Raw genomic sequence first — 12,685 nt, 5'->3', positions numbered from 1 at the left:
GTCAGTGCTCCCTGACCAGTTCGGCATACGCGCCCCCGGCGGCCAGCAGGTCCTCGTGACGGCCGCGCTCGACGACCGAGCCGTGGTCGAGCACCAGGATCTCGTCGCTGTCGCGGACCGTGCTCAGCCGGTGGGCGATGACCACGCACGCGCAGCCGCGCCGCCGCAGGTTGTCGATGATGGTCCGTTCGGTCTCCGCGTCCAGGGCGCTCGTCACCTCGTCGAGGACCAGGACGCTCGGCCGGCGCACCAGCGCCCGGGCGATCTCCAGCCGCTGCCGCTGGCCGCCGGAGAAGTTGTGGCCGTCCTGCTCGACCCGGCTGTGGATGCCCTCCGGACGTCGCATGACCACCTCGTGCAGCGCGGCGTCCTTGAGAGCGGCGACGACGGCCTCGTCCGGTATCGAAGGGTCCCAGAGCGCGACGTTGTCCCGGACCGTGCCTTCGAAGAGGAACACGTCCTGGTCGACGAAGGAGACCGAGGCGGCCAGGGTGCTGCGGGGGATGTCCTCCAGCCGCCGGCCGTCGATCCGGATGGTCCCCTCCCACGGCCTGTAGAGCCCGGAGATCAGCCGGGAGACGGTGGACTTGCCACTGCCGGATCCGCCGACGAGCGCGATCTGCCGGCCCGGACCGACCGTCAGCGAGAAGCCGCTGAGCAGCGGTTTGTCCAGCGGGCTGTACCCGAAGGTGATGTTCTCCAGCGCCACGTGGCCCTTGAGCCTGCGGGTACTGCCCTCCGTGCCCGTGGTGCCGGGGCCGGGGCCGCGGAACACCGCGTCGACGGGGAAGTTCTCGACGTCCTTCAGCCTGGCCACGTCCGCGGCGAAGTCCTGGATCCTGCCCGCCACCCCGTTCAGCCGGGTGATGGGCGCGGTGAAGCGCGTCACCAGTGCCTGGAAGGCGACGAGCAGACCGATCGAGATGTGGCCCTCCACCGCCCGCAGCCCGCCGATCCACAGGATCAGCCCGCTGTTGACCGTCGCGAGGGTCGGCGCGACCACGGCCAGGACCGCGCTCGGGACCCCCAGCCGCTGCTGCACCTCCAGCGTGGTGGCGTGCTGCCCCGCCCAGCGGCGGAAGAAGCCGTTCTCACCGCCGGTGGCCTTCATCGTCTCGATCAGCTGGAGGCCGGTGTACGAGGTCGTGGTCAGCCGGGCGCTGTCCGCGCGCAGCTTCTGGGTGCCGGTGGCCCGCAGCCGGATCACGATCCGCATCGCCACCACGTTGAGCAGCGCCACCAGCACGCCGATGACGGCGAGTTGGGGGTCGTACGTCCACAGCAGCACGGCGTAGAGGACCACCACCACCCCGTCCACCCCCGCCGCGGCGAGGTCCCGGGCCAGGGTCTCGGCCACGGTGTCGTTGGACTGGAGGCGCTGCACCAGATCGGCCGGGCTGCGCTGGGCGAAGAACGTGACGGGCAGCCTCATCAGGTGCCGCAGGAACCGGGCGCTGCTCAGCGTGGAGGAGATGATGCGCCCGCGCAGCAGATTGGCCTGCTGAAGGCCGGTCAGTACGGCGGTGAGCGCCACCAGGGTGGCCATCGAGGCGAACAGGGGCCCCAGCACCGACGTCTGGTTCCCGACCAGGAACAGGTCGATGTACGTCCGGCTCAGGGCGGGCAGCGCGGCGCCCACGGCGACGAGCAGGAGGCTGGCGAGCAGGGTGGCCAGCAGGGTGCCCGTGGTGCCGCGCAGCCGCGCCGGCAGGGCGCGGGTGATCCCCGGCTTGCGGCCGCCCCGGCGGAAGGCCCCGGTGGGTTCGAAGACCAGGGCGACACCGGTGAAACTGGCGTCGAACTCCTCCGCCGTCACGAAGCGGCGGCCCTTGTCCGGGTCGTTGATGTGCACACCGCGGCGGCCGAGCCTGCGGCCCCTGCCGTCGTAGACGACGTAGTGGTTGAACTCCCAGAACAGGATGGCGGGCGGCTGTACTTCGGCCAGGGCGGCCGGTTCCATCTGCATGCCCTTGGCCTGGAGTCCGTAACTGCGGGCCGCCTTCAGCAGGTTGCCGGCCCGGGAGCCGTCACGGGACACCCCGCACGCGATGCGCAGCTCCTCCAGGGGCACGTGCCGGCCGTGGTGGGCGAGCACCATGGCCAGGGCGGCGGCCCCGCACTCCACGGCCTCCATCTGGAGCACGGTGGGTGTGCGGACGGCCCTCCATCGCTTGGCCTTGGGGGCGGGGGTGGCCGCGCGGCGTCGCGTACCGCGGCCGGGCGCCGGAGCGGTGCCCGCGCGCCGCCGGGTGGTGGTCATGGAAGCAGCCAATCGATCGGATGCTGCTCGGCGAGGCGCACGGCGCCGGTGGCGAGCGTCATGGACTCGACCGGGTGCGGCGGGCCCGGTACGGAGGACCAGGTGTAGCCGGAGGCGGTGTCCGGCGAGCGGTCGAGCCGCACCAGGACGGCGAGGGGCCGGCCCGGCCGCGAGAAGTGCCCGCCCAGCTGGGAGCTGCCCAGGAAGGCCGTGATGCGCTGGGGCGACTGGCCGGTACGGCCGACGGACTCGACCCGGCCGCGCAGCACCCCGTACCGCTGCGCGGGCACGGACTGGACGGTCAGGTCCACGCGCGCACCCACGGGCACCGCCGGACCGCTGTCGGCCGGCACGTACAGCACGGCCATCAGGGGATCGTCGGCGTTGTCGATCCGCTCCACCGCCGCCACGTCGGCACCCGTGGTGACCACGGAGCCGATGCCGGCGACCAGGGCCGTCAGCCGTCCCGCGGCGAGGGTGCGTACGACGCTGGTGCCCTGCGCGGTACGGACCTTGAGCAGGGGGGCGTCGGCGGGAACCCGGCGGCCTTCCTCGGCGAGCAGCTCGGTGACCTGGCCGGCGACGGGGCTCTGCAGGACGTAGCTGCCCTGCCCGTGGGTCAGGATGCCGGGTGCGGTGAGCGTGGACGACACGGTGCCGGTCACGGCCCAGACCGATGCGGCGATGACGACGGCGAACGTGACGGTCAGGACCAGCCAGCCCTGGGGCCGGGCGAAGCGCACCGGCAGGTCGATGTCGTCGGACGACTGCAGCTTGGAAAGGGCCTGTTGGCGAAACTGCACGACACTTTCCTCAACAGACTCACGGTGGTGGAGGGGCGGCCGCGCGCCCCGGAACCGGGCAGGCTCCGGGGCGCGCGGCAGTGCCGCTACCCCTCAGCGGCACACGGACCGACTCAGACGCCGCCGACCGTGGCGGTGGCGATGCCGGCGATCGGCGCGGTGTTCAGACCGGTGAGACCCTCGACGGTGCCGATGACCGAGCCGGCCAGGGGGCCCGCGGCGGGGAAGATGCCGTCGACGGCGGCGGTGGTGTGGCTGACCACGCCACCGAAGAGACCGCCGGACACGTTGTCCAGGTCGGCGTCGGAGAGTTCCTGGGTCTGGACCTGCGGGACGAAGTTCATGAGCGGACTTCCTTTCACATGCTGATACGAAGACGGCCGCGAACGCCTCGTGGGGGACAGGCATTCGCCCCCGATGGGGACTGCCGCGGTGCGCCGGATCAAAACACGCCGCCGCGTCCGGCAGCCAATCGAACAGCGGCCCGTCAGGGCGCTGAACTGCCGTGACGTGTACGCCCGTCCACGGGTTTGCGGCAACTTCTTCACAAGATCACCCGACCCGGTGGCCGGCGCTCCCCGCCAGGCCGTAACGGAATGCGACATTCCGGTACAGACGGCCGCCCGGCCGGTGCGGGAGGTTGGGAGAGGATGTGACGTCTGCGCATTCGGTGTGCAGATTGCGCGGGCCCGGCAGTGCGTCCCATTCGCCCGGAATGCTCCTGCGGGCATACCGTCGAGGTATGAGCGGGATCGTGGTGGTGTACGAGCTCGACAAGCCGGACGGCTCGCCGGCCGGCGAGGACGGGCCCGTCCTGCGCGTGCATGCGGCGCCCGCCGCCCCGGGCATGACCTCCGTGCCCGGCCCGCGGACCTTCTGCGGCAAGGACACGTTCGCCATGAAGACGGCCTCGTGGACCCCTCCGGAGGAGCCCGACGCCCCCTGGTTCCCGCCACAGCACGCAAGCCGGGTCTGCGCCGCCTGCGAGGACGCGGCGGGCAACGGCTGAACGTGCCGGGGCGTGCGAACCGAAATACGATGGTGATGCCGAGCCACCCTGATACCGAGGTGTGTGAGGTGTGTGATGAGCCACGACTCCCGGGTGGACATCGATCGGTTGCCGGCCATGTCGCGGCCCGAGCTCGACCGACTGTTCCGCACCAGCGCCCTCGGGGAGGTACCTCGAGGCGAGGGGCGGGGCACGGTGCTCCTGGGCCGCGGCGGTGCGAGGGTGTCCAGGGCGGCGGCCGCGCTCGCGCGCGTCCTCGCATGGCAGGGCAAGGTCTTCGACTCCGAGCGCGAGGAACTGCGCAACAGGGTGTCGCCCTTCGGCGTGCGCGCGATACGGGCGAAGGTCTACCGGGGCGATAGCTGGGTCGACGGCGGCGAATGCACCGTGCTCGACTACTCCCGCACGTCCTTCCTCGCGCAGCGGATACGTGACGAGATACGCGAGATCGGGCCGGGCCGGTATCTCGGCGTCGTCTTCTGGGGACGCCGTAAAATCCTCAACTTCTCGCTGCAGTTCGGCCATCACGAGACGGGACCGGAGGACGCGGCGCACCAGTCGGCCGTCACCATCCGGGCCACCGTGCCCGCCGAACGGGTCGGCGAAGTGCGTGAGGCACTGAAGGCGGCCGGCCGGAACGGGACTCCCGGGCTTTTCCGGTTCGCCGACATGAAGGGGACCCATTTCGCGCGGCTCGTTCTGGTTCCCGCAGGCTCCGATGAGCCCGGCGGCCCGGGCGGCTCGAGCACCTCCGGCGGCGCCGGCGCGGGGATGCCGGCGAGCGTCGTCTACATGAGCGAGGTGGACGCGCCGTTGCAGGCGCACCTGGCCGATCTCGTCGGCAGCGCCCGGGACGGCCTGGACAGGGTGTTCGGATGCTGCGAGGGCTACCCGGCGGGCAACGCCCCGGACGACCTGCGGATCGCCTGGCTCAGATCCCACTGCATCCCCAGCGCGGCCTTCTACGTGAACACCGTCGGCCGAGGACTTCAGCAGATCCGGCGGGAAGCCCGGCTGCGCGAGGCGATCGAGGAGTTCCTCGACCGGCGCGGCGCCGCACTCGCGGATGAGAGCCCCGCCCGCATACGTGCCGCCGTACAGGAATACGTCACCGGCCGCGCGGACCTGGCCTGGGCGCGGTCGCGGCCCGCGCCGCCCGGCCTGCCGTGGAGGGCGAGGCAGGCAGCCCATTTCATCGGGGTCCCACTGGCCGCGCTGGTACTGCTGCCGTTCCTCGTGTTCGCGCTGCCCGTCTGGGCCGTGCTGCTGTGGTGGCACGAACACCGCGACGTGCCCAGCCGGACCCGCCCGGACCGCGAGCACGTGCGCGAGCTGGCCGCGTACGAGGACTTCGTCACGCAGAACCCCTTCACCGCCGTCGGCTGGGTCAAACCCGGCCGGTTCAGGCGGGCCACCCTGACCGCGATCCTGTTCGCCGTGGACTACGGCGCCCGCCATCTCTTCAAGCGCGGGAACCTCGCCGGGGTCAAAACCATCCACTTCGCCCGGTGGATGTTCATCGACGACAAACGGCGGGTCGTCTTCGCGAGCAACTACGACGGCAGCCTGGAAAGCTACATGGACGACTTCATCGACAAGGTCGCCTGGGGCCTCAACGCCGTCTTCAGCAACGGCCTGGGCTATCCGCGCACACGGTGGCTCGTGCGGGGCGGCGCCCGGGACGAGCTGGCCTTCAAGCACTACCTGCGCTCCCACCAGCTGCCCACGCAGGTCTGGTACTCCGCCTACGACAACCTGACCACGCACCATCTCGAGACCAACGCCCGTATCCGTGCCGGTCTGTTCGGAACCCTCAGCCCAGCCGAGACCGAGGCCTGGCTCGCCCTGCTCTGAAGGAGGGGGTGAAGTGACGGTGGCGACTCTGGAGCTCGACGACATCCAGGGCCTCATCCCCCGTGGCTACAGCACCTTGAAGGCGGCCGGCTTCCTGGTGCTCGCGATCACCGACCCGGCGACCGCGCGGCCCGCCCTGGCCCAGCTGTCGCGACGGGTGGAGAACGGCCGCTCGGAGCCCTCCGGCACCGCGGTGAACCTCGCCTTCACCTCGGACGGCCTGCGGCAGCTGGGGCTGGAGACGGCTGATCTCGGAGGCTTCTCCGAGGAATTCGTCTCCGGAATGACCGACCCCAACCGCAGCCGCTTCCTCGGCGATGTGGGGGAGGACGCACCCCAGAAATGGCGGTGGGGCGGCCCCACGACCCCGCCGGTGCACGCACTTGCCCTGCTCTACGCCCGGGACCCGCAGGCACTGGACCGGCTGGAGGCGGAAGTGCGGCAGGACGTCCTCGCCCGCGGCCTCATGGAGGTCGTCCGGCTGGGAACCACCGAACTGACCGACCGCGAACCGTTCGGCTTCCGGGACGGCATCTCCCAGCCGCTCATCGAGGGGCTGCCCAAAGCCAAGGCGGTGCGCGCCCGGGGAACGGTCGGCACGGTCGGCGAGGAAGTGGTCAAGGCCGGGGAGTTCGTCCTCGGCTACCCCAACGAGTACGGCCTGCTGACCGACCGGCCGCAATGCGGGCACAACGGGAGCTACCTGGTCTTCCGGCAGCTCCATCAGGACGTCGAGGCGTTCTGGAACTACCTCGACGAGGAGACCCGGCGCCCGGACGGTACCGCCGACCCCGCCGCCCGCGAGGCGCTCGCCGCCCGCATGGTGGGACGCTGGCCCAGCGGAGCACCACTGGTCCACGCGCCGACACAGGACGCCCCCGGCCTTGCCTCCGACAACGCCTTCGGGTACTTCGCCACCGATCCGGACGGGCTGAGCTGCCCGCTCGGGGCCCACATCCGCCGCGCCAACCCGCGGGACTCCCTGGACCCGCGCCCCGGGTCGGCCGAGTCGATCGCGATCGGCAGACGCCACCGGATCCTCCGCCGCGGACGCACCTACGGGCCGGTCGAGCCGGTCGGGCCGGTCGGGGCGAGCGAGCCGGGCGGGCCGGGCGGGCCCGGAGGGTCGGGGGACGGGAGCGAACGCGGGCTGCACTTCCTCTGCCTCAACGCGAACATCTCCCGCCAGTTCGAATTCGTACAGCACACCTGGTTGAACAATCCGGCCTTCAACGGGCTCTACGACGCCCCCGACCCCGTCGTCGCCCCACGCCAGAACCACCGCGCCACCTTCACCGAACAGGCAAGGCCCCTCCGGATCCGCCACACCGGCCTGCCGCAGTTCGTCTCCGTACAGGGGGGCGCCTACTTCTTCCTCCCCGGACTCCGGGCACTGCGCTCCCTCTGTACGGACACACGAACGGGCGAACACCGGTGACCGGCCCGCAACGCGTCAACAACGCGATCCTGGCGTGCATCCAGCTGGAACGGCACATCGACCCCTACCTCCGGCCGCTGTTCGACCGGACGCTCCACGGGCCCGTGCAGTCCCTCGTCCAGTGGTGCATCAACGTCCGCCGCCGCAACGAACATCTGCACCTCGCCGAGGAGACGCTGCTGCCGGACGAAGCGGCGACCGCAGAGGCCGTCGCACGGCAGATGGCCCGCTTCATGGAACGCACCTACACACCGGGGACCGCTCAGCGGGCCGGGAACACCAAGACCTACGGGGTCGTGCGCGGCGAGTTCACCGTGCTCGACGGCCTGCCCGACCGGCTGCGCCACGGCGTGTTCAGCCACCCCGGTGCCGGCTTCCCGGCCTGGGTGCGCTTCGCCGGACCGGGCCCCCTCTCGCCCCCCGACATCAAGGACAACGGCGTCCTCAGCATCGGCGTCAAACTGCTGGGCGTCGAAGGCGAGAAGCTGCTCGACGACGAGCGGGGAACCCAGGACTTCACCGGCATCAGCGCCCCGACCTTCACCACCCCCGACGTCGTCGAGAACCTCAGACTCCAGCAGCACGTCTTCGCCGGCACCCCGGTCCTGTACTTCATCGGACCGCGCCACCCGCACCTGTGCGACATGGTCATGCAGGGCCTGTACGCCAGGACCCACTCCAGCCCGCTGGAGTCCCGGTACTGGAGCTGTACGCCGTACCTGCTCGGCGAGGGCCAGGCCGTGCAGTACTCCGTGATCCCGCGCAACGGGTCCCACAGCCGCGTGCCGTGGAACCCGCCCGACGACTACCTCCAGCAGGCCCTGGCCAGGACCTTGCGCGAGCGTGACGTCGTCTTCGACTTCCTCGTCCAACTGCAGACCGATCCGCACCGGATGCCGATCGAGAACGCCTCCGTGGTCTGGCCCGAACGCCTCTCCCCGTTCGTCCCCGTGGCCACACTGCGCCTGCCGCGGCAGGAGTTCGATCCGGCGGAACAGTTCGCCCTCGCCGACCGGCTGTCCTTCAACCCCTGGCACGCACTGCCCGCGCACCGGCCGCTCGGAAACCAGAACCGCGCCCGCCGGACCATCTACCTGCAGCTCTCCCGGCTCAGACGAACCATGAACGGCACACCGCACGAGGAGCCTGGGCGCGCGGACCGGCCACAGATGGAATAGCGTCGTCAATAGGATGCAATTCCCCCTTGGGAAGGGCGCTGACCATGGATGCGCAAACGGGTGCGCGATACACCCTGGCGGGGATCCGGCTGGTGAACGGCGTTGCGGCACTCCTGGCCCCGCAGATGATGGCCCGCCGGCTCGGGGCCGACCCCACGCGGCCGGCACTGATCTACGCCCTCCGGATGTTCGGGGTCCGCACGGTGGTCCTCGGCGCCGAACTGCTGCTCCTCAAGGACGCGGACGCACTCCGGCGGGCGCTGCGCGTCGGCACCCTCATCCATGCGAGCGACGCGCTGTCAGCCGCCCAGGCCGGCCGCGCGGGGACCCTCCCGCCCGGGCCGGCGATGGCCGCCACGGCGATCTCGACGGTCAACGTCGCCCTCACGCTCGTGGCCCAGTGGCCCTGCTGCCGACCGTCGGCCAGGCGTCACTGACACCGCCTTCGGAAGGAACTCCACGATGCGTAGCGCTCCCGACGGCTCCGCGGGCCGCAACACGCGGCAGGACACCGGTGGCACCGGCACCCCCACCGGCACCTCGGGGTTCGTGCAGCTGCACAACAAGCTGGCGCTGGCCGCCGACCGCAGGATCGGCTGGCAGAACCTGCCGACACCGCTCGGCCTGCTGGCCCTCATCGGCCTCCGCAACAACCTGCGCCGGAAGAACCTCTTCGACACCACCGCCTACCCGGCGCAGAACCTGCCGCCGGTCGAGCCGCCCGACCCCCGGCAGCTCACCGAACGCACAGCCGACGGCACGTACAACGACCTGGCGAACCCGCGGATGGGCATGGCCGGTTCGCGCTTCGGCCGCAACGTCCCACCGGACCGGAACTTCCCCGAGCCCGAGCCCCGGATCCTGTCGCCGAACCCGCGTGAGGTGAGTCGTACCCTCCTCACCAGGACGGAGTTCATCCCCGCCGAATCCGTCAACGCCCTGGTGGCCGCATGGCTGCAGTTCATGATCCGGGACTGGGTCAACCACGGCGAGGGCAGCGCGGACCACGCCTGGAAGATCGAGCTCCTCGACGACGACCCCTGGCCCGCCCGGCCGATGCTCGTGCCGCGAACCGTCCCCGACCCGACCCGTCCCGAGGGCGCGGACGGCCTTCCGCCGACGTACATCAACGAGAAGTCGCACTGGTGGGACGCCTCCCAGCTCTACGGCGACGACCTGGCGGCCCAGCGCGAGCTGCGCGCGGGCGAGGGCGGCAAACTCCGGACCCCCCGCAACGGTGCGCTGTTCTCGGACGACCCCGAACGGGACCCGGCGAACATCCCCGGCTTCTGGGTGGGCCTCGCCCTGATGCACACCCTGTTCATCCTGGAACACAACGCCATCTGCGACCGGCTGCACGACGAATACCCGGCATGGTCGGACGAGGAACTCTTCCAGCGGGCCCGCCTGATCAACGCGGCGCTCATCGCCAAGATCCACACCATCGAGTGGACGCCCGCCGTCATCAGCCACCCGACCACCGCCACCGGAATGCGCGCCAACTGGTACGGGCTGCTGGGCCGGCGGGTGCACAGGCTCTTCGGCCGGGTCGCCGCGAGCGAGGTACTCAGCGGCATCGCGGGCGGGCGCACCGACCACTTCGGTGTCCCGTACGCCCTCACCGAGGAGTTCGTGGCCGTCTACCGGATGCATCCCCTGGTCCCCGACGACTGGAGCTTCCGCTCGGCCGCGGACGACTCCCTGCTACAGGAGACCACCTTCCGGGAGCTGACGGGCCGGCACGCCTACGAGATCATCGGCAAGCACACCCTGCCCGACCTCTTCTACTCCTTCGGCACCTCCCACCCCGGCCTGGTCACCCTGCACAACTACCCCAGGTTCCTCCAGGAGTTCCAGCGCCCGGACGGCAAGCTCATGGACCTCGGGGCCGTCGACGTCCTGCGGATCCGCGAGCTCGGCGTCCCCCGGTACAACGAGTTCAGGCGCCAACTCCACCTCGCCCCGGCGAAGGACTTCGGCTCGCTCACGGACAACCCGGTCTGGGCCGAGGAACTGCGCCGGGTGTACGAGGACGACATCGAACGCGTCGACCTCATGGTCGGGCTGTTCGCCGAACCCCGGCCGAAGGGCTTCGCCTTCAGCGACACGGCCTTCCGGATCTTCGTCCTCATGGCGTCCCGCCGGCTCAACAGCGACCGGTTCCTGACCAGGGACTACACACCCCAGGTGTACACGCAGACCGGTCTCGACTGGATCGAGAACAACAGCATGGCCAGCGTGCTGCTGCGCCACTTCCCGGAACTGCGCCCGTCCATGAAGTCGGTGGACAACGCCTTCACCCCCTGGAAGACGACCGGCCCCTCGCGCTGACCTTCCCGACGGCACAGGCGGTCAGGACGGCACAGGCGTGGTCAGGACGGCACAGGCGGTCAGGCGGCCTTCTTGGCCACGAACCGGCGCAGCCGCGTCAGCGGCCACGCGTTGATGACGTCGTCCGCCGTCAGCCAGCCGCGCTGCGCCGTCGCCACCCCGTAGCGCATGAACGGCAGGTGCGTGGTGGCGTGCGCGTCGGAGTTCACGGCGAACTTCACCCCGTACCGTTTCGCGCGCAGGATGTCCTCGTCGCACAGGTCGAGCCGTTCGGGATGCGCGTTGATCTCCAGGGCGGTGCCCGACCGTGCGCAGGCCTGGAAGACGGCGTCGAAGTCGGCATCGATGCCCGGGCGTTTGCCGATCCGGCGGGTCGTGGGATGGCCGATGACGGCGACGTGCGGGTTCTCGCAGGCGCGGATGAGCCGGCGGGTGAGGTCCCGCCTGCTCTGGTTGAAGTGGGAGTGGACCGAGGCCACGCAGATGTCGAAGTCCGCGAGGAACTCGTCGGGCCAGTCCAGGGAGCCGTCCGGGCCGATGTTGAGTTCCGTGCCGTGCAGCAGCCGCATCCTGTGGTGCGTCCCGTCGAGTGCGCGTACCCGCTCGCGCTGGGCGAGGATCTTCTCGCTGGTCATCCGCTGCATGTACAGGTTCGGGGCGTGGTCGGTGACGGCGTAGTAGGCGTATCCGCGGGCGGCAGCGGCGGCGATCATGTCCTCCAGCGGGGCCAGCCCGTCGGTGAGGTCGGTGTGGGTGTGCAGATCGCCGCGGATGTCCTTCTCCGTCAGCAGCTCGGGGAGTTCACCGCGCAGCCCGGCCGCGATCTCGCCGCGGTCCTCGCGCAGCGTCGGCGGGATCCAGGGCAGCCCGAGCCTGGCGTAGATCGCCTCTTCCGTCTCGGAAGTGATGCTCTCGCCGCTCTCCGCGTCGAAGAGCCCGTACTCGGACAGCTTGAGGCCTTGGCGCACCGCGAGTTCGCGCGTGCGGATGTTGTGCGCCTTGGAGCCGGTGAAGTACTGGAGCCCCGCGCCCCAGGAGGCCGGCGGAAGGACCCTCAGATCCACCTGGAAACCCGTGACCGTCCGTACCGAGGTCTTCTTCTCCCCGTGCGCGATGACCTCGGCCGTGTGCGGGTGGGCGGTGAGGGCGTCCATGAACGGGGCCGACCGGCGGGCCGCCACCAGGATGTCGACATCGCCGATGGTCTCCTTCATCCGGCGCAGGGACCCCGCGTACGTACACCGGACGCAGCCGCGGATGTCCGACAGCTCGGCGACGAGCTGTTCGGCGATGTCCATGGCGGCGCTGACGAGGATCCGGCCCTCACCGGCCTTCTGCAGGGCGGAGATGCCGTGCAGGATGTTGTCCTCGGTCCGCTCTCCGAAGCCCTTCAGGTCGCGCAGCCGTTCCTGGTGGATGGCGTCGAGCAGCTGGTCGACGGAGGAGATGCCCAGCTCCCCGTACAGGACCATGGCCTTGCGGGGCCCGAGCCCCGGAATCGCGATCAGCTCGCGCACTCCGGCCGGCACGGACGCCCTGGCCTCGTCGACGACGGACATGCGGCCGGTGTGCAGGTATTCCAGGATCTTGTCGGCGACCGAGGCACCGACGTTCGGGATCTCGCGCAGCTTCTTGGCGTCGAGCTTCGAGACGTCCTCCGGGTGGCCCCCCACGGCCCGGGCGGCCTTCTCGTAGGCGCGCGCCTTGAAGGCCTCCCCGCCCCGGAGCGCGATGAGGTCGGCGTACTCCTGGAGCAGCGCCTCGACCTGGTCGTTGGCTCGAGCCATATCTCCAGGGTGCCCCCAACCGCCC

Annotated in this window: 10 protein-coding genes; 6 read left to right on the top strand and 4 right to left on the bottom strand. The window is 70.7% G+C overall.

Features of this window, described 5'->3' with window-relative positions:
- Window position 1: 1 nt before the first annotated feature.
- The 3 genes from AB0447_RS05935 to AB0447_RS05925 form a co-directional block, all read right to left on the bottom strand.
- The gene (locus AB0447_RS05935) at window positions 2-2,260 is read right to left on the bottom strand and encodes an NHLP family bacteriocin export ABC transporter peptidase/permease/ATPase subunit (protein WP_366475246.1); all 2,259 of its coding nucleotides are present in this window, start codon (window positions 2,258-2,260) and stop codon (window positions 2-4) included.
- Complete coding sequence (locus AB0447_RS05930) at window positions 2,257-3,063, bottom strand: HlyD family efflux transporter periplasmic adaptor subunit (protein WP_366475245.1); 807 nt, start codon at window positions 3,061-3,063, stop codon at window positions 2,257-2,259. The genes AB0447_RS05935 and AB0447_RS05930 overlap by 4 nt, the downstream gene beginning before the upstream one ends.
- A gap of 113 nt (window positions 3,064-3,176) precedes the next feature.
- Window positions 3,177-3,407 carry a type A2 lantipeptide gene (locus AB0447_RS05925; RefSeq protein ID WP_366475243.1) on the bottom strand — a complete coding sequence of 77 codons (231 nt, stop codon included), beginning with the start codon at window positions 3,405-3,407 and terminating at the stop codon, window positions 3,177-3,179.
- Between the two features lie 398 nt (window positions 3,408-3,805).
- Here AB0447_RS05925 and AB0447_RS05920 point away from each other — a divergent pair, with 398 nt between their 5' ends.
- From AB0447_RS05920 to AB0447_RS05895, 6 genes are all read left to right on the top strand, one after another.
- Window positions 3,806-4,072, top strand: coding sequence for a hypothetical protein (locus AB0447_RS05920; RefSeq protein ID WP_366475242.1), 267 nt, complete (start codon window positions 3,806-3,808; stop codon window positions 4,070-4,072).
- Between the two features lie 75 nt (window positions 4,073-4,147).
- Window positions 4,148-5,926, top strand: a complete 1,779-nt coding sequence (locus tag AB0447_RS05915) for a hypothetical protein (protein ID WP_366475241.1) — start codon at window positions 4,148-4,150, stop codon at window positions 5,924-5,926.
- A 13-nt stretch (window positions 5,927-5,939) separates the two neighbouring features.
- Complete coding sequence (locus tag AB0447_RS05910; RefSeq protein ID WP_366475240.1) at window positions 5,940-7,364, top strand: Dyp-type peroxidase; 1,425 nt, start codon at window positions 5,940-5,942, stop codon at window positions 7,362-7,364.
- On the top strand, window positions 7,361-8,542 hold the full coding sequence (locus AB0447_RS05905; protein WP_366475239.1) for a catalase family protein: 1,182 nt from the start codon (window positions 7,361-7,363) through the stop codon (window positions 8,540-8,542). The genes AB0447_RS05910 and AB0447_RS05905 overlap by 4 nt, the downstream gene beginning before the upstream one ends.
- A 44-nt stretch (window positions 8,543-8,586) precedes the next feature.
- A complete protein-coding gene (locus AB0447_RS05900; RefSeq protein WP_366475238.1) occupies window positions 8,587-8,979 on the top strand; it encodes a hypothetical protein in 393 nt (130 codons plus the stop codon).
- A 25-nt stretch (window positions 8,980-9,004) separates the two neighbouring features.
- A complete protein-coding gene (locus tag AB0447_RS05895; protein WP_366475237.1) occupies window positions 9,005-10,873 on the top strand; it encodes a peroxidase family protein in 1,869 nt (622 codons plus the stop codon).
- Window positions 10,874-10,932: 59 nt separating this feature from the next.
- Here AB0447_RS05895 and polX read toward each other — a convergent pair whose 3' ends face one another.
- Window positions 10,933-12,660: a DNA polymerase/3'-5' exonuclease PolX gene (polX, locus tag AB0447_RS05890; RefSeq protein ID WP_366475235.1), complete on the bottom strand. Its 1,728-nt coding sequence runs from the start codon at window positions 12,658-12,660 to the stop codon at window positions 10,933-10,935.
- Window positions 12,661-12,685 lie beyond the last annotated feature (25 nt).

Origin of the sequence: Streptomyces sp. NPDC051211 (assembly GCF_040689505.1) — a bacterium.
Taxonomy (GTDB): Bacteria; Actinomycetota; Actinomycetes; order Streptomycetales; family Streptomycetaceae; genus Streptomyces.
This window is presented reverse-complemented; position numbering and strand designations above follow the sequence as displayed.

Bases quoted from the DNA above. Each gene is read 5' to 3' on its own strand.
- AB0447_RS05935 (WP_366475246.1), bottom strand. From the start codon at position 2,260: ATGACCACCACCCGGCGGCGCGCGGGCACCGCTCCGGCGCCCGGCCGC.
- AB0447_RS05925 (WP_366475243.1), bottom strand. From the start codon at position 3,407: ATGAACTTCGTCCCGCAGGTCCAGACCCAGGAACTCTCCGACGCCGAC.
- AB0447_RS05920 (WP_366475242.1), top strand. From the start codon at position 3,806: ATGAGCGGGATCGTGGTGGTGTACGAGCTCGACAAGCCGGACGGCTCG.
- AB0447_RS05915 (WP_366475241.1), top strand. From the start codon at position 4,148: ATGAGCCACGACTCCCGGGTGGACATCGATCGGTTGCCGGCCATGTCG.
- AB0447_RS05900 (WP_366475238.1), top strand. From the start codon at position 8,587: ATGGATGCGCAAACGGGTGCGCGATACACCCTGGCGGGGATCCGGCTG.
- AB0447_RS05895 (WP_366475237.1), top strand. From the start codon at position 9,005: ATGCGTAGCGCTCCCGACGGCTCCGCGGGCCGCAACACGCGGCAGGAC.
- polX (WP_366475235.1), bottom strand. From the start codon at position 12,660: ATGGCTCGAGCCAACGACCAGGTCGAGGCGCTGCTCCAGGAGTACGCC.